Origin of the sequence: Micromonospora sp. CPCC 206061, from assembly GCF_036906915.1 — a bacterium.
GTDB lineage: Bacteria > Actinomycetota > Actinomycetes > Mycobacteriales > Micromonosporaceae > Phytohabitans.
In genome coordinates, this window is the sequence record NZ_JBAKHX010000002.1 from 94,973 (window position 1) to 115,755 (window position 20,783).

The window sequence follows — 20,783 nt, forward strand, 5'->3', positions numbered from 1 at the left end:
CGGTTGGCGGCCGTTACCGGCTGTATCAAATGTTAGCCAACGGCGACACCGGGGAGGTGTGGCAGGCGGTCGATGTCGGCACGGAGCGTGCCGTCGCGGTGAAGCTGCTGTATCCGGATCTCGCCGCCGATCCACGCCTGGTGGACCGATTTCTGCGTGCCCGGCCGCAGCTGACCGCCCTGTGGCACCCGTGCATCGTCCGCCTGCTCGACGTCGTGGCGGACGGACAGGCGCTGGCGCTGGTGACCGACCTGGTGCCGGGCACCGACCTGGGACGCCGGCTGGCCGGCTCGGGCCCGTTGTCGCCCGCGCTGGCGTCGTCGGTGGGCGCGTCGATGGCGGCGGCCCTCGGCGCGGCGCACCGGATGGGCGTGGTGCACGGCGACGTCAAACCGTCCAATGTGGTCATTCCGCCGCCAGGCGAGGGGCCCGCGCGGCTGACCGACTTCGCGGTGGCGCTGCTCGTACGCGCGGGTCGCCGTCACCCGGAACCGTTCGAGCGGCTCCGCTACCGGGCGCCGGAGGTGACCGAGGGGGCCGTTCCGGCGCCGCCGAGCGACGTCTACGCGCTTGGTGTCGTGCTCGCCGAGATGCTGCCCGACGACCCGCCGCACCGGCTGAGCATGCTCGCCGACGCCTGCCTGGAGGACGACCCGGCGGACCGCCCGTCGGCCGCCGAACTGGGTGTGGAGCTCGGTGAGCTGGCCGCGGGCCTGGGCGGCACCGGGTCGGGACGCTCACCCCAGCCACTGCCGCCGTCACGGGCGGCGGGCCGGCGGCGTGCGGGTGGCTCCCGGCAGGTCTGGCTCTTCGGCAGTCCGACCCGGCTGCTGGCCATCTTCGCGATCGCGATGGCGATCGTGCTCGGCGCGTTCGTGGTCACCCGGACGTTCCTGGGCTCGGGGCGTGCGGAAACCGACCAGGCCGGATCGCCCAGCGCCGCCTCGCCGGGCGGCGCCGCCTCGGTGCCCGGATCCGCCGGGCCGTCGCTGCCCACGGCCGCCGGCGAGCGCAGCCGGGACGGTGGCGAGGCCTTCGTCCGATACTGGTTTGACCTGCTCACGTACGCCCAACGCAGCGGAGACACGGCCGACCTGGACGAGGCGACGAACGAGCGGTGCGGCGACTGCGGCACGGCGCTCGCGACCATCCGCGACGCGTACGCCGAGGGCGGCTCGCTGCGCGGCGGCGCGTACCTGGTGCGGCGCATCTCCACGAACAGCCTTTTCACGCTCGACCGCCCGATCTACGAAGCGACCATCGACCGCAGCCCGCGCGCCACGATCGACAGGTCCGGCGTGGAGAGGGCCTCACTGCCAGGCCTGACCGTGGCGAACTGCGTCCTGGTCCTGGAGTGGGCCGGCACCCGCTGGCAGGTCCTGGACTTCCCGTCCCGCGGCTGCGTCGCGTAACCACGCACGCCACCCGCACCCTCTACCCTGGGGGCGTGAGTGTGGAGTTGCGGGCGTCCGACGACGACCGGCAGCGGGTGATCGCCGTCCTCCAGCGGCACACTGAAGCGGGCCGGCTGACGCTGGAAGAGTTCTCCGAGCGGGTGGGCGAGGTCTACACCGCGCGCACGCTCGGCCAGCTTGCGACGCTCACGCAGGACCTACCCACCGAGCCCTCGCCCGCCGCCGCCACCGCCGGCACGGCCCGCCGCGACCTGCTGGTCATCTTCGCTGTCGCCGCCGTGACCCTGCTGCTGCTCGGCATCTTCATGGCCGTCACTCGCTGACGCGGGATTGTCCATCTCCTTCCAGAACGGCAGTACGAACGGCGCCAGCGTCGTGGCCAGGTACAGGGCTCCGAAGATCCAGAACGCGGTGGTGAGGCCCAACCCTTGGACGACCCACCCCCCGAGCAGCCCGCCGAGCGGGATGCCGCCCCACGAGATGGCCAGCGACGCACCGAGCACCCGGGCGTGCATCTCCTTGGGCACCCGCTCGTACTGTGCCGCGCCCAGCACGGGGTTGACACCCGCGATGGCGAACCCGCTCACGACCGCCATCGCGCAGACCACCCAGACCTCGTCGGTCAGCGCCGGCACCGCGAACCGCGGGGCGCCCGAGATCAGAAAACCGGCCACGAACGTCGTGTACCTGGGCAGCCTCGGCGCGAGCACCGTGAAGACGGCGTTTCCGGCGACCGCGCCGGCGCCGAAGAGCCCCCACAGCAGGCCGACCGCCGCGGCCGAGCCGACCACATCGCGCCCCCACACCGGCATCAGCACCGCCGCGTACGCCTGGTCGAGCAGGTTGGTCATGAAGATCATCAGGGCGATTGAAAGGATCAGGCGATCACGGCGCAGGAACCCCCAACCCACCCTCAGCGCGCGCAGGTAGGGCTCGCCGGTCACCTTCTCCGCGCGCGGCACCAGGGTCCTGACGAGCACCGAAGAGACGAAGAAGGTCGCGGCGTCGATCAGCAGCACCGTCGGGGCGTCGAACGCCGCGATCAGCACACCCGCGAGCGGCGCGCCGAGCAGCGTCGACAGCCGGTAGATGCCGTCCTGGACGCTGGTCGCGCGCGTCATGGACACGCCGCTGGCCGCGACCGCCTGGGGCAGCAGCACCCGCTTGGCGGAGTCGCCGAACCCGCGCAGCAGGCCGAGCGCGGCCACCAGCGTGGCCAGCACCGGAAAGCTCAAGCCGGGGCCGCGGTGCAGGATGGGGATCGCGGCGACGGCGAGCGCGCTGCCCAGGTCGGCAACCACACCGATGCGGCGGGCGCCGATCCGGTCGAGCAGCGGGCCGCCGAACGCGCAGACCAGCACGTACGGCAGCATCTCGGCGAACGCCACGAAGCCGGTGCGTGCCGCGCTGCCCGAGGTGACCAGCACGAACCACGGCACGGCCAGGAACGACATCCGGGTGCCGACGCCGGAGACCGCCTTGGCGACGAAGAGCCCGACCAGCCCGCGATTCATTCTTCATCGCCCTCGGCTTCGCTGCCCGCGAACGGCATGAGCTGGACCTGGAGTGTCACCGGCCGGGCGCTGGCCGGCGCGTCTGGCGCGTCGAATCGCCGGTACCGCTCCGCGACCGCTGTGAGCTCCTCGCGTAGCGCTTCCGCCTCGTTCGGGGTGAGCCGAAGATGCCAGTTGCTGAGCGTGCTGCCCTGCCGCCACTCCTCCGGCAGCGCTGGTCGCTCCCCGAGCCAGCGGTCGATCTCGTCGGCGTAGGAGGCGGCGACGGCCCTCAGGTATGTCTCCGCGTCAGCCGGCGCCGCGATGACCGTCTCCGATTCGAGGACGGTCCGCTGATGGGCGGCCTTCCACCAGCGCTCGCGGCCCACCCCGCGCCCAGTGTCGTCGACCACGAAGCCATACGCCGCGAGCTGCCGTAGGTGGTAGCTGGTCGCGCCGGTCGACAGGCCCAGGCGGTGGGCGAGTGTGGTCGAGGTGGCCGGCCCGTCCTGCCGCAGCAGCCCGAGGATGCGCACCCGCACTGGGTGCGCCACTCCGCGCAGCGACTTCGGGTCGAGCCTGATCTGATCCCCAGACATCTTTGCAAAGCTATGCTTGCAAAGAAGCCTTTGCAACCTGCTGCTCGGTAGCGGTGCGGATCAAGGGAGACCGCATGGATCAAGGGCAAACGCGCGCGGAAATGAGATCGAACCACGTGCGTTTGCTCTTGATCAACGGAAAGTGAGGGCGGGGCTTGCAGCGGGGGCTATGTGGAGAGGGGGTCGGCCAGCAACTGCTCAAAGGCCAACTCGGCGGCGCCTACCAGCGCGGCGTCGTCGCCTAGCTGGGGAGTGCGCAGGCGGACGCGTTCGCGGGCGGCGGGTAGGGCCATCGAGTTGAGGCGGCTGCGCACTTGGGCAGCTGCGGCCAGGTACAACTCCCGGAGCGTGCCGCCGAAGATGACCATCTCCGGGTTGAAGACGTTGACCAGATTCGCGACGCCGAAGCCGAGCCAGTCGCCGACCTGGCGCACCGCTGCCTGGGCGCTGGCGTCTCCCCGAGAGGCCGCGTCGACGACGGTGAGCGCGCCGGCACTGCGCGTCGAAGTGTCTCGCCCGGCGGCCGTGAGCAGTGCGTGCTCGCCGATCTCGGTCTCCCAGCACCCGCGCGAGCCGCAGCTGCACGGCCGGCCCTTCGGCTGTACGACCATGTGGCCGACCTGTCCGCCCTGGCCGGCGTGCCCGGCGAGCCGCCGACCTCCGACGATAATGCCGGCGTCGACGCCGGCGTCGCGGTGCAGGTAGATGACGTTGTCGCAGCCGACCGCCGTGCCGCGGGCGTGCTCCGCGAGCGCCGCGACGTCGGCGGCGTTGCCGGCCACGACCGGCCGTTCCACGCCCAGCTCGGTGGCCAGTTGGACGGAGAGGGGGGCAGCGATCTGCTCGGTCGCGAACGTCAGCCGGGGCAATCCGTCGTCGCGGCGCATCATCCGGCACACCGAGACGCCGCTGCCGACGTACACGGCGTCGTCCGGCACCGAGTGGTGCAGTTCCTTGACGAACTCGGCCAGCAGCGGGACGGTGTCGGTCGCCGCCAGCCCGTGTGGGCGCTCGTCGGCGCGCAGGTCGAGCACCTCGCCGCCGAGTCCTACACGGGCGGCGCGGATCTGGTCGACCTCGATGCTGAACGCGTACGCGTAGACGCGCCCGGACTCGGGCCGGACGACCAGCGACGGTCGTCCGGCCCGCCCGGTCTCCCGGGGTACGGCCTCGGTCACCAGACCGGCGCCCGCGAGGTCCGCGGTCAACGCACCGATGGTGCTGCGGTTCAGCCCTAGCTCCGACGTCAGCTCCGCCCGCGACGTCGGTCCGTGGATGTGCACGTACCGGAGCAGAGCGCCGAGGTTCTGCCGGCGAACCTCCTCTTGACTCGGTCCCGTGCGCATCGCTTATCGCGTACCAGTTGCCGCCGCTCGGCGCCTCGACAGCGCGTCGACGCCCGCAGCCAGGAGCAGCACCACGCCGGTGAACACGAACTTCTGGCCCGAGCTGAGGCCCATCAGGCCCATGCCGTTGTCGATGACCGCGATCACCGCGCCACCGAGCAGCGCGTCGAGCACTCGGCCCTTGCCGCCGAAGAGGCTGGTGCCGCCGATCACCGCCGCGCCGACCGCGTACAGCAGGACGTTGCTGCCGCCGGTGTTGGCGTCGACGGAGTTGGCCCGGCTGGCGGCGACGATGCCGCCCATCGCGGCCATACCGGAGCAGATCACGAATACCGAGATGCGGATGCGGTCGACGTTGATACCCGCCCGGCGGGCCGCCTCGCGGTTGCCGCCGACGGCGTAGATGTGCCGTCCGTACGCGGTGCGTCGCAGGACGAACGTCCAGATGATCAGCAGGGCCGCGATGATCGGTACGACGATGGGCACGCCCTTGAGCGAGACCACTACGACGTTGCGGCTGCGCTCCTGGTTGAGCACGAAGACCGCGATGCCGAGGATGACGGCCAGTGCCGCGATCCGGCCGACGGCCACCGCGAGCGGCTCGGTGACCAGCCCGCGCGCGGCCCGCCGCCGGCGGCTGAGGAGCGTCACGACGGCGTACCCGGCCACACCGAGCACGGCGAGAACCCAGCCCAGTACCGGGGCCAGGTTGTTGTTGGCGATCGCGAGGATCACGTCGTCGCGGATGGAGACGTTCGTGCCGCCCTTGATCAGCAGCAGCACGGTGCCCTGGAAGGCGAGGAACCCCGCCAGCGTGACCACGAACGACGGGATGCCGACCTTGGCGACGAGAAAACCGAGCACCAGGCCGATCACCACGCCCGTCGCGATCGCGGCGAACACGGCGACGTACCAGGGCGCCCCCTGCTCGGCCATGAGCTGAGCCAGCACGGCGGCGCACACGCCGCTCGCGAAGCCCGCCGAAAGGTCGATCTCGCCGAGCAGCAGCACGAAGATCAGGCCCATCGCGATGATGATGACCGCGGCGCCCTGCGTGAAGAGGTTCGCGAAGTTGCCTGCGGAGAAGAAGACCGGCCGCATGACGGCGAAGAACACGCAGAGCACGATCAGGCCGAGTACCGCTGGAAGGGAGCCGAGGTCGCCACCGCGTACCCGGCCCAGATAGTCGCGGACGTGGCTGCCGACCGTCGGTTTGGGTGCCACGGCGACCGGCTCGAGGTGGTGCGCGGTGCTGGTCATTGCTCGGCTCCCGGGGGCGTGAGGGTGTCGGCGTATTCGACCCCGTTGTCGATCTTTTCAGCCGGCAGGCCGAGGTCGCCGCTGCGCCCCGCCGTGATCAGCTCGACGACCTGCGCGTGCGTCACGTCGGTGGTCTTCACCTGGGCCACCATCTGGCCGAGGTACAGCGCGGCGATGCGATCCGACACCGCGAATACGTCGTTCATGTTGTGAGAGATCAGGACGACGGAGAGGCCCCTGTCGGCCAGCCGCCGCACCAGTTCGAGCACCTGAGCGGTCTGCGCGACGCCGAGTGCGGCCGTCGGCTCGTCGAGGATGACCACTTTGCTGTTCCACAGCACCGCCTTGGCGATCGCGACGGTCTGCCGCTGCCCGCCGGAGAGGCTGGCGACGTGCTGGCGCAGCGACTTGACGGTGCGCACCGAGAGCCCAGCCAGCGTCTCCGCCGCCATCTGCTCCATGGTGGGCTCGTCGAGCACCAGACCGGAGCGCTTCTCACGCCCCAGGAACATGTTCTGGACGATGTCGAGGTTGTCGCACAGCGCCAGATCCTGGTAAACGACCTCGATGCCCAGCGCGGCCGCGTCGCGCGGGCCGTGGATGGTCACCGGCTGGCCGTCGAAGTGGAACTCGCCCGCGTCGATCGGGTAGATCCCGCTGATGCACTTGACGAGTGTGGACTTGCCAGCGCCGTTGTCACCGACGAGTGCGGTCACCTCGCCGGGCGTGACGGCGAAGTCGACATCTTTCAGAACCTGGACGGGACCGAAGCGCTTGTCGATCCCGCGCGCCTCCAGCAATGGGGTGACGGACACGAGTGCTCTCCTTCGCCATGTGCGCCTGGGCGCCGCCCGGCAACTGGCCGGGCGGCGCACCGTGGCGTCTTTCTAGCTGATGCCCGCCTGCGTGCACAGGGTGGCGAAGTTGCCGGTGCACAGTTCGGCCTTTGTCACGAAGCCGTCGGCGACGACGTCCTTGACGGTGTCCTTGGTGATCGCCTTGGGCGTGAGCAGTACGGAGGGCACGTCGCGGTTGCCGTCGGGGTCCTTGACGGTCTGCGTGGTGTCCTTCCTCTCGCCCTTGGCCAGCGAGATCGCCAGGTCGGCGGCGGCGTCGGCCTCCTGCTTGATCGCCTTGTAGACGGTCATGCACTGGTCACCGGCGAGGATGTTCTGCAGGCCCTGGACGGTGGCGTCCTGGCCGGTCACCGGGACCTTGCCGTTGAGGTTGTTCTTCTTCAGCACGGAGATCACCGCGTTGCCGAGGCCGTCGTTCGCCGCGAGCACGCCGTCGATCTTGCCGCTCCTCTCGGTCAGCATCTGCTCGAAGATCGTGCCGGCCTGGGCGTTGTCCCAGTCGGGCACCCACTGGTCCGGACCCTGCACGTACTCGCCCGCGGTGTACTTGGGCTTGAGCACCGAGTCGTAGCCCTCCTTGAAGAGGGTGGCGTTGTTGTCGGTCTGCGAGCCGTTGAGCTCGGCGACGACCGGCTTCTGCTTGTTCATGTCGGTGAGGCACTTGACCAGGCCCTCGCCCTGGAGCTTGCCGACCGCCACGTTGTCGAAGCTGACGTAGTACTGAGCGGAGCCACCCAGCGTCAGCCGGTCGTAGTCGATCGTGGCGACGCCCTGCGACTTCGCCTTGTCCAGCACCGCCTTACCGGTGCCGGAGTCCAGGTTGACGATCATCAGCACGGTGACGCCGCTGGTGATCATCTGCTCGGCGATCGTCTGGAACTGGGTCTTGTCGCCCTGCGCGTTCTGGATGTCGTACTGCACGCCGGCGGCCTTGAAGGCCTCTTCCAGGTATTTGCGGTCGGCGGTCTCCCAGCGGGCCGATGAGGCGCTGTCCGGCAGGATGACGCCGACCTTCGCCGACTTGGTGTCTGTGCCGCTCCCGCTGTCACCGCCCGAGTCGTCGCCGCAGGCGGCGAGGGTGCCGGTGACCATCAGGCCAGCGGCGGCGATGGAGAGGATCCCTTTGCGCATCGCTCGGGTCCTTTCGATGGTGGGGTCAAAGGTGGTGTCAGGTTGTTTTGTTGTGCCCGGCAACGTATTGCGGTCAGACGCGTCCGCACAAGAGCATCGAGACCGCGAGTTTGTTGGCGGCGATAACAATTCTGCAACGTGATCGACATCTAACCGTCCGTCGCGGAGACTCCTTCGATCTAGGACATTAGTCCCGATCATGGGCGAATGCGCTCGGAAAGTTAAAGCAGGCGGGTAGCGATGGCCGCCACAGTCGCTCCGGTGAGGCGGACCGCGGCCACCGAGCGTTCAGCGGCCCGTCCGTCGCCGTACGGGGAAACGGCTCTCGCCATCCGCGCGTACTACCTTGGGTTGTCAGTCGGGTGTGCAGACCAGACTTATCGGGCGTCCGGCCACCCTGGTCAAGACGACCGTCGCCGAATTGGGCCCGGCCAGCCGCAGGTCACGGCGGAGCTGCTCGGGGTCGAGCGCGGAGCCGCGTTTGAGGATCTCTACGCGACCGACGCCACGGTCGCGCAGCAGGGCACGCAGCCGTTTGAGCGAGAACGGCATCTCGTCCTGCACCGCCAGCCGCCGCCCGTAGGGGGTGTCGGTAGCGGTGGCGGCATACACGTACGCGATGTCCGGATCGGCCAGTGTGCCGTCCACAGTGGAGGCGAATTCGGCCACCAGGTGGGCGCGCACCACCGCCCCGTCCGGGTCGTACAGATAGCGGCGCACCGGTCCGACCGGAGCCCGCTCGACCCCGGTGCCGGAGAGCGTGGCACCGGACGGCAGCAGGGTCGCCCGCCGGGGCACCTCGGCGAGCGGGCCGCACCAGAAGGCCGCCTCGACCACCTCGCCCCGCACGCTGACCCACTCCGCCTCGGCGCCCGGCGGCACCAGCGCGTGGTCGATGCCGGGGGCCAGCTTGAGCACCGTGTGCGGCACGCGCTCGGGCAGGGCGGCCACGAAGTCCCACGACGGTGAGTAGGCCGCCGGGTCGAACACCCGGCGGCCACCCCGGCGCCGGGCCGGGTCGCAGAACACCGCGTCGAAACCGGTCAGGTCGACGGACGTCGCGTCGGCACAGGTCACGGTCAGGTCCGCCAGCCCGAGGGCGGCGGCGTTGGCGGCTGCCACACTCGCGGTGCCGGGGTCGGCCTCCACGGCGTACACCTTGATGCCGGCACGAACGGCGGCGATCGCGTCCGCGCCGATGCCGCAACCGAGATCGGCGAGGGTGCGCACTCCGGCGGCGCGCAACCGCGCCGCGCGGCGTTCGGAGACCGCGGCGCGCGTCGCCTGCTCCAGGCCCGCGCGGGTGAAGAACATGCGGGCGGCGTCGGAGCCGAACTTGCCCGCGGCGCGGCGGCGCAGCTCGGCCTGGGTGAGCGCGGCGGACGCCAGGTCGGCGGGCACGCCGCGAGCGCGGAGCGTGGCCGCCGCTGCCAGTGGGTCGCCGCCGGCCAGCTCCGCCGCCGTCGCGAGCGCCCTTTCCCCTTCGGGGGTACGGAGCGCGTCGATCACCTATTGAGTCTGGCTGCGCTCGATCACGCAGTCGGGACCGGGGTACACCAGACTCTCGTGGCCGTCCGGGAACCGGACGAGGTAGGGCGGGTGCCCCTCGGCGCCGCGCACCTCGACGATCTCGGCGATCCGGTCGCGGGCGCCAACCGTGTTGCTGTGCACGTGCAAGCGGTCTCCGACTGTGGCCTGCATGTCATCGCCTCCGCGGTCGCGGGCAGGTGCTTTCCCCTGACAATGCCGTAAATCACCGCCGTCCGCCATCGGATCGTGTCGCGTTGGCACTCTCCTTGACGGAGTGCTAGCAATCGGCATAACCTGCGGTTAGCACTCTCGTGTCGAGGGTGCTAGCTTTCGGGCACGCCGGCACCCGCGACGACGGCATCGCCCGGTGGCATGAGGCAGCAGATTGACGCTGGCTGAAGTGAATATGGCCGGCAACCAACCAGTACCCCAGGAGGGTATGCCCGTGACTACCGCGACCAAGGTTGCGATCAAGCCGCTCGAGGACCGCATTCTGGTCCAGGCGAACGAGGCTGAGACCACCACGGCGTCGGGCATCGTGATCCCCGACACCGCCAAGGAAAAGCCGCAGGAGGGCACCGTCCTCGCTGTCGGCCCGGGCCGTATCGACGACAAGGGCAACCGCATCCCGGTTGACGTCAGCGTCGGCGACACGGTCATCTACTCGAAGTACGGCGGCACCGAGGTCAAGTACGCCGGCGAGGAGTACCTGGTGCTCTCCGCCCGCGACGTCCTCGCGGTCATCGAGAAGTGACTGACTGAAGCTGACATCGCCCCGGGCCGCGCACGTGGTCCGGGGCGTTGCCGCTCGAAGGGATATGCATGGCTAAGATCCTGAGTTTCTCGGATGACGCCCGGCACCTGCTGGAGCACGGCGTCAACCAGCTCGCGGACGCGGTCAAGGTCACTCTCGGCCCGCGCGGGCGCAACGTCGTACTCGACAAGAAGTTCGGCGCCCCCACGATCACCAACGACGGCGTGACGATCGCCAAGGAGATCGAGCTCTCCAACCCGTACGAGAACCTTGGCGCGCAGCTCGTCAAGGAGGTGGCGACGAAGACCAACGACGTCGCCGGTGACGGGACCACCACCGCGACCGTGCTCGCCCAGGCGATGGTCCGCGAGGGCCTGCGCAACGTGACCGCCGGCGCCAACCCGGCGGGTCTCAAGCGGGGCATCGACGCGGCCGCCCAGGCGGTCTCGACGGCGCTGCTGGAGAAGGCGGTCGAGGTCGCCGACAAGCGGTCCATCGCCCACGTCGCCACCATCTCGGCTCAGGACGCCACCATCGGCGACCTGATCGCCGAGGCGATGGAGAAGGTCGGCCGCGACGGCGTCATCACCGTCGAAGAGGGCTCCACCCTCGCCACGGAGCTGGAGGTCACCGAGGGTCTCCAGTTCGACAAGGGCTTCGTCTCCCCCCACTTCGTCACCGACCCGGACGCCCAGGAAGCGGTGCTCGAAGACGCGTACGTGCTCGTCACGACGCAGAAGATCTCGGCCGTCGAGGAGCTGCTGCCGCTGCTGGAGAAGGTGCTCCAGGCCAGCAAGCCGCTGCTGATCATCGCGGAAGACGTCGAGGGTCAGGCGCTGGCCACGCTCGTGGTCAACGCGATCCGCAAGACCTTCAAGGTCTGCGCGGTCAAGGCGCCCGGCTTCGGCGACCGGCGCAAGGCCATGCTCCAGGACATCGCCATCCTCACCGGTGGCGCGGTCGTGGCGCCCGAGCTTGGCTACAAGCTCGACGGGGTCGGCCTCGAGGTGCTCGGCCAGGCGCGGCGGATCGTCGTCGACAAGGACAACACCACGATCATCGAGGGTGGCGGCCGCTCCGACGAGGTCGCCGACCGGGTGGCCCAGCTCCGCAAGGAGATCGAGGCCAGCGACTCCGACTGGGACCGCGAAAAGCTCCAGGAGCGGCTGGCCAAGCTCTCCGGCGGCATCGCGGTCGTCAAGGCCGGGGGCGCCACCGAGGTGGAGCTGAAGGAGCGCAAGCACCGCATCGAAGACGCGATCTCGGCCACCAAGGCCGCGGTCGAAGAGGGCACCGTGCCCGGCGGCGGCGCCGCGCTGGCGCAGATCCTGTCTGTGCTGGACGGCGACCTGGGCCTCAAGGGTGACGAGGCCGTCGGCGTGTCGATCGTCCGCAAGGCGCTCGTCGAGCCGCTGCGGTGGATCGCGCAAAACGCCGGCCACGACGGTTACGTGGTGGTCGAGAAGGTGCGCGAGCAGGCGTGGGGCCACGGCCTCGACGCCGCGATCGGGCAGTACGTCGACCTGGCCGCCTCCGGCATCATCGACCCGGTCAAGGTGACCCGCAACGCGGTCACCAACGCCGCGTCGATCGCCGGCCTCCTGCTCACCACCGAGAGCCTCGTGGTGGAGAAGCCGGAAAAGGCCGAGCCCGCCGCCGCGGGTGGTCACGGCCACGGTCACGGCCACCAGCACGGCCCCGGTTTCTAACCGGTTCCTTACGTAGTCTCCCGCACCATCGGGTTCACCCCGAAGGTGCGGGAGACTTGCGTTATGCGGGACGCGGTGCGTGGCGGGCTGGTCGGTGTCGGCGCGGCCGCCGTGGCGCTCGGGGTAGCCGAGGCCGTTGCCGTGTTCACCGGACCGCGCAGCGCGCCTCTCGTGGCGGTGGGCGGCGTCGTCGTCGACCACGTGCCCGAGCCGCTCAAGCAGTTCGCCATCGACGTCTTCGGCGTACACGACAAGACCGCGCTGCTGATCGGCACCGTCGTGCTGCTCGCCGCGTTCGCAGCCGTCATCGGCGTCCTCGCGCTCCGCAGCTTCTGGTACGGCGTCGCCGGCATCGCCGCGTTCGGGCTGATCGGGGTCGCCGCCGCGCTGACCCGGCCCGACGCCGGCCCAGCCGTGGCCCTGCCGTCGCTGCTCGGCGCGCTGGTCGCCCTGGGAGTCCTCTGGGCGCTGATCGAGCTGCCCGACATCGGCGAGCACGAGGTCGACCGGCGGCGGCTGCTCACCGGTGTCGCGCTGGCGGTGGGCGCGGCCGCGGTCACCGGGTTCGGCGGGCGGTGGCTGGCCACCCGGCGCAGCGTGTCGGAGGCCCGTTCCTTGGTGGACCTCCCGGTGCCGGCCAGCCCCGCACCGGCGGTACCGGCGGGCGCCGACCTGTCGGTGACCCAGCTCGCCACGTACGTCACCTCGAACTCCGCGTTCTACCGCATCGACACCGCGCTGGTCGTGCCGCAGGTCGACCCGGCTGACTGGGCGCTGAAGATCCACGGGCGGGTGCGCCGGCCCATGACGCTCACCTTCGAACAACTCCTGGCACGGCCGATGATCGAGCGGTACGTCACCCTGGCCTGCGTCTCCAACGAGGTGGGCGGCGACCTCATCGGCAACGCCCGCTGGCTGGGCGTACCGCTGAAGGACCTGCTCGACGAGGCCGAGCCGCAGGGCGGCGCCGACCAGGTGGTGGGCCGGTCGGCGGACGGCTGGACCTGCGGCACGCCCACCGCCGCCCTGCGCGACGGGCGCGACGCCATGCTCGCGGTCGGTATGAACGGCGAGCCGCTGCCGATCGAGCACGGATTCCCGGTACGCATGGTCGTGCCGGGCCTCTACGGCTACGTGTCGGCCTGCAAGTGGCTCACCGAGCTCGAGCTGACCAGCTTCGCCGACTTCGACGCGTACTGGGTGCCGCGCGGCTGGGCTGCCCAGGCGCCCATCAAGACCCAGTCCCGCATCGACACCCCGCGCGGGCGCAACAACCTGGTCGCCGGGCCGGTCACCGTCGCCGGTGTGGCGTGGGCGCAGCACCGTGGCGTCGCCAAGGTGGAGGTACGGGTCGACGGCGGGCCCTGGCAGGAGGCCACACTCGCCCGCACCGTCTCCATCGACACGTGGGTGCAGTGGTCATGGCGGTGGCAGGCGACCCGTGGCGAGCACACGCTCCAGGTACGCGCCACGGACACCGCTGGGGCCGTGCAGCCGGAGGAGCAGCGGCCGCCCGACCCCGACGGTGCTACCGGGTGGCACTCGGTCGACGTTGAGGTGGAATAGCCGGCACCGACTTGTGCGGCTTGCCGAGCCGGGCCTCCAGGCGGTCGATGTCGACCCGGGTGCGGTACCGGTTGGCCAGGTCTTCCCAGCCCACCGCCAGTAGCCGCAGCCGTTCCGACTCGCTGAAGCCGCCCCACACGCCGTACGGCTCCCGCACGGACAGCGCGTGCGCCGCGCACTCGGCCCGCACCGGACAGGCACCGCACACCGCCTTCGCCTTCGCCTCGCGCTTGTTGCGAGTGGTGCCGCGCTCGCCATCAGGGTGGAAGAACTGGGCGCTGTCGCGACCTCGACATGCGCCAAGCAGTTGCCAATCCCAGATATCCGCGATGGGCCCAGGCAGTCTGCTCACGTTGGCCACTGCGCCCTCCTCCCGACTCGTGCCACTGCGTACCCGGTCGGGTCGGGGAGGAAACAACGAGCGAAGGCCTCTCCGAGAACTGTCGGGAAGTTTCAACTTCTTTAGCGTCAAAAGACCGTAATGATCACTTGGTTGCGTGGTCTCCTCCTCAGAGGATTTTGAGGAGGATGACTGTGCGAACCGTCCTCGTGTGCGTCCGGACACCGCTCGCCGCGCAGACCGTGGCAGCGGCCGCGGCTCGGCTCGGTCTGAGCGGCGCCGTCCGCACCGCCGTGACCGAGACCGAAGCGCTTCTCCGGCTCGCCGAACGGCCTGCGGATATTGTGCTCGCCGACACCGCGCTGACCCGGCGGGACAGCGTGGGATTCACCCGGCGGGTACTAGTCCGGGCGCCCAGCGCGATCCTCATCCTGTTCGGCACCGAGGATCCACGGGTGTCCGCAGCGGTGATCGCGGCGGGCGCTCGGGGTGTACTCCGCGGTGGCGACCACGATCTGGTCAGCGTGGTCGCCAAGGCGCTGCTCCTGTGCCTGCCCGACCGCTCGTCTCCGGGTGGGGCTGGGCGCACGGCGTCGGCGGCCCCCGCACCCCGCGAGACACCCGGCCCGTCGAATGGCCTTCCGGCCGTCGCCACGACACCCCGTCCGGCGCCGTCGGCCGGCCCACCAGGACCCCACGGTCCGCACACCCCGCAGGGGCCTCACGGCCCGTCCGTGGTGCCGGCCCAGCGCGACCAGCCCGAGCTGAGCCCCAACCGCCCCACGGTCCCCGGCCCCAACGCCGGCCCCGCTTGGCGCGCCGGCCAACGTAACGGCGACCGCACCGACGCGGTGGCGCGCAGGATGGCGCTCACCGAGCGGGAGCTGCAGGTGCTGCGGGGGATGGCCGACGGTAAGAGCAACGCCGAGATCGGGCGCGAACTCTTCGTCTCGGAGGACACCGTCAAGACGCACGCCCGGCGCCTGTTTCGCAAGCTCGGCGCCCGCGACCGCGCCCACGCGGTAGCGGCCGGCTTCCGAGCCGGCCTGGTCGCCTGACCCAACCCGCCCCCCGCGTCCGCCCGCGGGGGGCCGCGCGGCTACGTGTCGTCTGACTCGTCGGAAAGCGTGTCGTGTACGCCGTCGGCGTAGCCGCGGGCGTACTCCCAGGTGACGTAGTGATCCGGGTCCGGGTCGTAGGCCGGCTCGTGCACGCGGGGGCGCCCGGAGCTGAGCAGGTGTCGCAGATTGCCCCGGAGCAGATCCCAGTCGAAGTAGTGCGGCTCGTGACAGTCTTCGCACTCGATCACCAGGCCACGCACCCCGATGGGGCTCAGTAGCGCCTGGTAGATCTCGAGGTCGGCCAGATCCTCCAGCACGTCCTGCCGCTCGGTGTCGGACAGCGGGTCGAGCTGGCCATCCTCACCAAGGTCGTCCAGTCCGGCGGACGGGTCAGCGGGGTCTCCGCTGAACGGGTCGATCGGCTCGTCTTGCACCCTTCCACCGTAGTCGTATCCCCGCTCTCCGCGCCGACCTGAACCCGACCTGAACTGGCGTCCCGGTAGGATGAACCATCGCGTCACCAAGGAGATCAACTGTGGAGAATGCGCCCAGCTTCGAGACCGTGCCGATCGGGCTGACGTTCGACGACGTGCTGCTCCAGCCAGCCGAGTCTGACGTGGTGCCCAGCAAGGTCGCCACGGCGACGAGGATGAGCCGCAACATCACTCTCACGATCCCCTTGCTGTCGAGCGCGATGGATACCGTCACCGAGGGGCGGATGGCTATCGCGATGGCCCGGCAGGGCGGCATCGGCGTGCTCCACCGCAACCTCTCGATCGAGGATCAGGCACTCCAGGTCGACCTGGTCAAGCGGTCCGAGGCCGGCATGGTGACCAACCCGATCACCTGTAGCCCCGACGACACCCTGCGCGACGTCGACGCGCTCTGCGCGCGATACCGGATCTCCGGTGCGCCGGTCACCGACGCCAGCGGCACGCTGGTAGGCATCGTCACCAACCGTGACATGCGGTTCGTGACCGACGGTGCCACCCCTGTGCGCGAGATCATGACGCAGATGCCGCTGGTCACCGGGCCGGTGGGGGTCTCCAAGGAAGACGCGCTGGCCCTGCTGCGCCAGCACAAGATCGAGAAGCTGCCGATCGTCGACAACGCGGGGCGGCTGCGTGGCCTGATCACGGTCAAAGACTTCGCCAAGAGCGAGCAATTCCCCAACGCCACCAAAGACGACGCCGGCCGGCTGCGGGTCGCCGCCGCGATTGGTGTCGGCGACGACGCCTACAAGCGGGCCCGGGCGCTCATCGACGCCGGCGTCGACGTGCTCGTCGTCGACAGCGCGCACGGCCACAGCCGCAACGTGCTGGAGATGGTCGCCCTCCTGAAGAAAGACACCTCGGTCGACGTGGTGGGCGGCAACGTGGCGACGTACGCGGGCGCCAAGGCGCTCGTCGACGCGGGTGCCGACGCGGTCAAGGTCGGCGTGGGTCCGGGCGCGATCTGCACCACGCGCGTGGTCGCGGGCGTGGGCGTCCCCCAGATCACGGCGATCATGGAGGCCACGCGGGCGTGCCGGCCGGCGGGCGTGCCGGTCATCGGCGACGGTGGCATCCAGTACAGCGGGGACATCGCGAAGGCTCTGGTGGCCGGCGCGAGCACGGTCATGCTGGGCAGCCTGCTCGCGGGTTGTGAGGAGAGCCCCGGCGACCTGCTCTTCATCAACGGCAAGCAGTTCAAGTCGTACCGGGGGATGGGCTCGCTCGGCGCCATGCAGTCGCGCGGCCAGGCCCGTTCCTACTCCAAGGACCGCTACTTCCAGGACGACGTGCTGAGCGAAGACAAGCTCGTGCCGGAGGGCGTCGAGGGGCAGGTGCCGTACCGGGGGCCGCTCTCTCAGGTCGCCCACCAGCTCATCGGCGGCCTCCGCGCCGCCATGGGGTACGTCGGTGCGGAGAGCATTCCCGAGTTGCACCGCCGCGGTCAGCTCATCCGGATCACCGCGGCGGGGCTCAAGGAGAGCCACCCCCACGACATCCAGATGACCGTCGAGGCGCCCAACTACCACACTCGATAGGAGTACGTGCGTGCGAGACGTGGTCGAGATCGGGTTGGGTAAGACCGCGCAGCGCGGCTACCACCTTGACGACATAGCAATCGTGCCGAGCCGGCGCACCCGAGACGTGGACGACGTGTCCACGGCCTGGCAGCTCGACGCGTACCAGTTTCAGATCCCCTGCGTCGCGCACCCGTCCGACGCGACCATGAGCCCGGCGACGGCCGTGACGCTCGGGCAGTTGGGCGGCCTCGGCGTGCTCAACGTCGAGGGCCTGTGGACCCGCTACGAAGACCCGGTCAAGGTGCTCGACGAGCTGGCATCGCTCGAGGACGACGCGCCCACGACGCGGCGGCTGCAGGAGGCGTACGCCGAGCCGATCCGCCCCGAGCTGATCGCCGAGCGGGTGCGCCAGATGCGCGAGGGCGGCATCACGGTCGCCGTGCGCGTGTCGCCGCAGCACACGCTGGCGCTGGCCCCGGTGATCCTCGACGCCGGCGTCGACATCCTGGTCATCCAGGGCACGCTGGTATCGGCCGAGCACGTCTCGACGAACGACGAGCCGCTCAACCTCAAGGAGTTCATCGCCGACCTCGACCTGCCGGTGATCGCCGGTGGCTGCACCGACTACAAGACGGCGCTGCACCTGATGCGCACCGGCGCGGCCGGGGTGATCGTCGGCATCGGCGGCGACCAGTGGTCGACCACCGACACGGTGCTGGGCATCCGGGTGCCGATGGCCACCGCGATCGCCGACGCGGCGGCTGCCCGGCGGGACTACCTCGACGAGACCGGCGGGCGTTACGTGCACCTGATCGCCGACGGTGACATCTCCACCTCGGGCGACATCGCCAAGGCGCTCGGTTGCGGCGCCGACGCGGTGATGCTGGGCGAGCCGCTGTCGCTGGCAGCCGATGCGCCGGCGGCGGGTGCCTGGTGGCACTCGGCGGCCAGCCACCCGAAGCTGCCGCGCGGCGGGTTCGGTGTGTCCAGCGACCCGTTGGGGTCGATGGAAAGGGTGCTGTACGGTCCGGCCGACGAGCCGGACGGGCAGCTCAACCTGTTCGGCGGGCTCAAGCGGGCGATGGCCAAGTGCGGTTACCGCGACCTGAAGGAGTTTCAGCGGGTCGGGCTCGTGCTCGATCGGTAAGTACCCTCGATTGGGTGAATCGTGGGCCGATCGCTGCCGCCGTCCTTCTAGTCACGCTCGCTGGGTGTACCGGGCGCGACCCCGCGCCCGCGTCCTCGGCCGGGCGTGACTTCCAGCCCGGCGCCGACGGCGCTGGCGACACCTACTTTCCCAAGTACGGCAACGGCGGGTACGACGTGCGGGGGTACGCGCTCAAGCTGCGGTACGACCCGGCGAAGGACGAGCTGACCGGCACAGCCACGATCACGGCGACCGCCACGGCCGACCTGTCCCGCTTCAACCTCGACCTGTCGGGGCTGGCGGTCACCGCGCTGTCGGTCGACGGCAAGCCGGCGCAGGACAGCCGCGATGGCACCGAGCTGGTGATCACGCCGAGCGAGGGCCTGGCGAAGGGCGCCGACTTCACTGTGGAGATCGGGTACGGCGGGGTGCCGGAGCCGGTCAAGAGCGCCGACCTGGGTGAGGGCGGCTTCATCCACACCGATGACGGCGCCATCGCGCTCGGCCAGCCGGAGTCGGCGAGCACGTGGTTCCCGGTCAACGACCATCCGAGCGACAAGGCCACGTACGACATCGAGATCACCGTGCCGGAGGGCGTGGAGGCGCTCAGCAACGGCGTACCGGGCGGGTCCACGCAGGACGGTGGCTGGACCACGTGGAAGTGGTCGGAGAAGGCGCCCATGGCGAGCTACCTGGCGACCCTCGTGATCGGCCAGTACCGGGTGGTGAGCGGCACGCACAACGGCAAGCCGATCGTCACGGCGGTGCCCGAGTCGCTGCCCCGCAACGGCCGGGCAGAGGCGGCGATGCGGTTCACGAGCGAGATCGCCGACTTCCTGGAGACCCAGTTCGGGCCGTACCCGTTCGACGCGTACGGCGGCGTGGTGGTCGACGACGAAAGGATCGGGTACGCGCTGGAGACGCAGTCCCGGCCGGTGTACGGGAACGTGTGGTTCAAGGAGCGCGTCAACACCGACGTGGTGGCGCACGAGCTGGCGCACCAGTGGTTCGGCGACAGCGTGTCGATCGCGCGCTGGGAGGACATCTGGCTCAACGAGGGTTTCGCCACGTACGCCGAGTGGCTGTGGGCGGAGGAGCAGGGGCGCGAGTCGGTGCGGGAGAGCTTCCAGACCGAGTACGACGCGACCGACGACTGGTCGAAACCGACCCTTGACCCGGGCCGCTCGGAGATCTTCAGCCGGGCCGTCTACAAGCGCGGCGGGCTGACCGTGCACGCGTTGCGGCTGGCCGTGGGCGACGACGACTTTTTCAAGATCCTCAAGACGTGGACGGCCGAGAAGCGCAACGGCACCGCACAGACCGCCGACTTCGTCACCGTCGCCGAGCGGGTGAGCGGCGAGTCGCTGCGCGCCCTCTTCGACGAGTGGCTGACGTCGCCCACCCCGCCGAAGATCCCGAGCTAGCGCCTGATGAGGAGCTTCGGGTGGGCCGCCAGGTACGTGTCGGCGCGACCCGCCCGCAGCTCGGAGATGAACTTCCTGCCCTCCGCGGTCAGCTGCTCGCCGCGGTACGCGCTGCCCCTGCCGACGCCGCTGCCGGGCAGCCCGACGAGGGTCAGCGACTGCGGGCGCAGGCCACTGAGGGCGTACGCGAAGTCGATGGGCTTCCGCCCGCGCCCGTCGAAGACGAGTGTGTCGCCGAGAGCGCGCAGCACACGGTCGACCTCGACGGGGTTCTTCGCCAGGTTGAGAGACCCAACCTTCGCCAGCACCGCCCGGACGAGCTGCTGGATGTGGCGCTGCCGGGTGTAGTCGCCGCCGGGCAGGTACCGCTGTCGCGAGTAGTCCAGCGCCTGCCAGCCGTTGAGGTGCCGGTTGCCCACGTCGTAGACCATCGGCGGGCCGCCGTTCGACAGGCCGCGGCCGTTCTTGTTTAGGTGGATCGAGGTGACCTTCTGGTCGACGTACATGTCAATGCCGCCCACCGCGTCGACCAGCTTGCGGAACCCGCGGAAGTTGAGCACCACACCGGCGTCGAAGCGCTTGATGCCGGTGTACCGGCTGACCGTCTGCGCGAGCAGCTGGAACCCTTGCGCAGCGCTCGGCTTGGCCTTGCCCCGCCGGCTGCCGTAGCTCATCGCGTGGGTGAGCTTCGTGCGGCCGCCGCGGTAGCCGGACTTGGGGAACGCCGGGACGTCGACCACCAGGTCGCGGGGCAGGGAGAAGAGGTATCCCTTCGTGAGCCCGCGCGGGATGTGCAGGATCGTCACGGCGTCCGCGTGCGGCTCCCAGCCGGGCACGCTCTCGCGGGTGTCGACGCCGACGATCAGCACGGTGAGCGGGCCGGTGATGTCGGCGCCCGGCTCGGGTGTCGGGCTCGGTGTGGGGGAGGGGCTGGCGGACTCCGAAGGCGACGGTGATCCGAAGAGGTCGGCGGTCGGCACGTCGTACCGGTCGCGAAGCGCGTAGCTGGCGGCGACCGTGCCACCGCCGAGCAGCACCACGGCCGCGAGCACCGCCGCGCCGATAAGGATCAGCCGACGTCGAGTCATAGAGTGGCATCGTGCCCGTTGGCGGTCTGGTGTGCTAGCTACCCGTGAGTAA

Annotated in this window: 19 protein-coding genes and 1 pseudogene; 9 read left to right on the forward strand and 11 right to left on the reverse strand. The window is 70.3% G+C overall.

All coding sequences use genetic code 11. From position 1 onward, the window contains the following. The first annotated feature begins 29 nt into the window (after positions 1 to 29). Positions 30 to 1,412 carry a DUF6318 family protein gene (locus V6V89_RS02770; RefSeq protein ID WP_334617311.1) on the forward strand — a complete coding sequence of 461 codons (1,383 nt, stop codon included), beginning with the start codon at positions 30 to 32 and terminating at the stop codon, positions 1,410 to 1,412. Positions 1,413 to 1,447: 35 nt separating this feature from the next. Then, positions 1,448 to 1,738 (forward strand): DUF1707 SHOCT-like domain-containing protein, encoded by a 291-nt coding sequence (locus tag V6V89_RS02775; RefSeq protein ID WP_334617312.1) that lies wholly within the window; start codon positions 1,448 to 1,450, stop codon positions 1,736 to 1,738. A 9-nt stretch (positions 1,739 to 1,747) separates the two neighbouring features. Here the strand turns inward: V6V89_RS02775 and V6V89_RS02780 are convergent. The 8 genes and pseudogenes from V6V89_RS02780 to V6V89_RS02815 form a co-directional block, all read right to left on the reverse strand. Beyond that, positions 1,748 to 2,929, reverse strand: a pseudogene (locus V6V89_RS02780) (MFS transporter); the annotation flags it as partial. Next, the gene (locus V6V89_RS02785; RefSeq protein WP_334617313.1) at positions 2,926 to 3,507 is read right to left on the reverse strand and encodes a winged helix-turn-helix domain-containing protein; all 582 of its coding nucleotides are present in this window, start codon (positions 3,505 to 3,507) and stop codon (positions 2,926 to 2,928) included. The pseudogene V6V89_RS02780 and the gene V6V89_RS02785, both read right to left, overlap by 4 nt. Before the next feature lie 167 nt (positions 3,508 to 3,674). Next, entirely contained in the window at positions 3,675 to 4,853 is a 1,179-nt protein-coding gene (locus V6V89_RS02790) for an ROK family transcriptional regulator (RefSeq protein ID WP_334617314.1), read from the reverse strand. A gap of 3 nt (positions 4,854 to 4,856) precedes the next feature. Further along, positions 4,857 to 6,113: a sugar ABC transporter permease gene (locus tag V6V89_RS02795; protein ID WP_334617315.1), complete on the reverse strand. Its 1,257-nt coding sequence runs from the start codon at positions 6,111 to 6,113 to the stop codon at positions 4,857 to 4,859. Continuing rightward, positions 6,110 to 6,928: an ATP-binding cassette domain-containing protein gene (locus V6V89_RS02800; RefSeq protein ID WP_334617316.1), complete on the reverse strand. Its 819-nt coding sequence runs from the start codon at positions 6,926 to 6,928 to the stop codon at positions 6,110 to 6,112. Before V6V89_RS02800 ends, V6V89_RS02795 begins: the two co-directional genes overlap by 4 nt. A 72-nt stretch (positions 6,929 to 7,000) precedes the next feature. Further along, a complete protein-coding gene (locus V6V89_RS02805) occupies positions 7,001 to 8,101 on the reverse strand; it encodes a sugar ABC transporter substrate-binding protein (RefSeq protein ID WP_334617317.1) in 1,101 nt (366 codons plus the stop codon). A gap of 354 nt (positions 8,102 to 8,455) precedes the next feature. Next, positions 8,456 to 9,610 (reverse strand): class I SAM-dependent methyltransferase, encoded by a 1,155-nt coding sequence (locus V6V89_RS02810; RefSeq protein WP_334617318.1) that lies wholly within the window; start codon positions 9,608 to 9,610, stop codon positions 8,456 to 8,458. Next, positions 9,611 to 9,802 (reverse strand): DUF1918 domain-containing protein, encoded by a 192-nt coding sequence (locus V6V89_RS02815; protein WP_334617319.1) that lies wholly within the window; start codon positions 9,800 to 9,802, stop codon positions 9,611 to 9,613. 268 nt (positions 9,803 to 10,070) lie between these two features. On the opposite strand from V6V89_RS02815, the gene groES reads away from it, so the two are divergent. The 3 genes from groES (at position 10,071) to V6V89_RS02830 (ending at position 13,660) form a co-directional block, all read left to right on the forward strand. Then, positions 10,071 to 10,385 (forward strand): co-chaperone GroES, encoded by a 315-nt coding sequence (gene groES, locus V6V89_RS02820; RefSeq protein ID WP_121399825.1) that lies wholly within the window; start codon positions 10,071 to 10,073, stop codon positions 10,383 to 10,385. A 68-nt stretch (positions 10,386 to 10,453) separates the two neighbouring features. After that, positions 10,454 to 12,094, forward strand: coding sequence for a chaperonin GroEL (gene groL, locus V6V89_RS02825; protein WP_334617320.1), 1,641 nt, complete (start codon positions 10,454 to 10,456; stop codon positions 12,092 to 12,094). Positions 12,095 to 12,157: 63 nt separating this feature from the next. Then, on the forward strand, positions 12,158 to 13,660 hold the full coding sequence (locus V6V89_RS02830; protein WP_334617321.1) for a molybdopterin-dependent oxidoreductase: 1,503 nt from the start codon (positions 12,158 to 12,160) through the stop codon (positions 13,658 to 13,660). Here V6V89_RS02830 and V6V89_RS02835 read toward each other — a convergent pair. Further along, positions 13,623 to 14,021, reverse strand: a complete 399-nt coding sequence (locus tag V6V89_RS02835; RefSeq protein ID WP_334617322.1) for a WhiB family transcriptional regulator — start codon at positions 14,019 to 14,021, stop codon at positions 13,623 to 13,625. The two genes, V6V89_RS02830 and V6V89_RS02835, sit on opposite strands and share 38 nt — an antisense overlap. A gap of 173 nt (positions 14,022 to 14,194) precedes the next feature. Here V6V89_RS02835 and V6V89_RS02840 point away from each other — a divergent pair, with 173 nt between their 5' ends. Next, entirely contained in the window at positions 14,195 to 15,058 is an 864-nt protein-coding gene (locus V6V89_RS02840; protein WP_334617323.1) for a response regulator transcription factor, read from the forward strand. A gap of 41 nt (positions 15,059 to 15,099) precedes the next feature. On the opposite strand, the gene V6V89_RS02845 is transcribed toward V6V89_RS02840, so the two are convergent. Further along, positions 15,100 to 15,495 carry a DUF5319 domain-containing protein gene (locus V6V89_RS02845; RefSeq protein ID WP_265250803.1) on the reverse strand — a complete coding sequence of 132 codons (396 nt, stop codon included), beginning with the start codon at positions 15,493 to 15,495 and terminating at the stop codon, positions 15,100 to 15,102. Between the two features lie 101 nt (positions 15,496 to 15,596). Here V6V89_RS02845 and guaB point away from each other — a divergent pair, with 101 nt between their 5' ends. From guaB to V6V89_RS02860, 3 genes are read left to right on the forward strand one after another with little or no spacing between them, the layout of a single operon-like run. After that, positions 15,597 to 17,090 carry an IMP dehydrogenase gene (gene guaB, locus V6V89_RS02850; RefSeq protein ID WP_334617324.1) on the forward strand — a complete coding sequence of 498 codons (1,494 nt, stop codon included), beginning with the start codon at positions 15,597 to 15,599 and terminating at the stop codon, positions 17,088 to 17,090. Between the two features lie 10 nt (positions 17,091 to 17,100). Further along, positions 17,101 to 18,219, forward strand: coding sequence for a GuaB3 family IMP dehydrogenase-related protein (locus tag V6V89_RS02855; protein WP_334617325.1), 1,119 nt, complete (start codon positions 17,101 to 17,103; stop codon positions 18,217 to 18,219). A gap of 14 nt (positions 18,220 to 18,233) precedes the next feature. Next, positions 18,234 to 19,643, forward strand: coding sequence for a M1 family metallopeptidase (locus V6V89_RS02860; protein ID WP_334617326.1), 1,410 nt, complete (start codon positions 18,234 to 18,236; stop codon positions 19,641 to 19,643). On the opposite strand, the gene V6V89_RS02865 is transcribed toward V6V89_RS02860, so the two are convergent. Continuing rightward, positions 19,640 to 20,731: an LCP family protein gene (locus tag V6V89_RS02865; RefSeq protein WP_334617327.1), complete on the reverse strand. Its 1,092-nt coding sequence runs from the start codon at positions 20,729 to 20,731 to the stop codon at positions 19,640 to 19,642. The genes V6V89_RS02860 and V6V89_RS02865 overlap by 4 nt on opposite strands. Positions 20,732 to 20,783 lie beyond the last annotated feature (52 nt).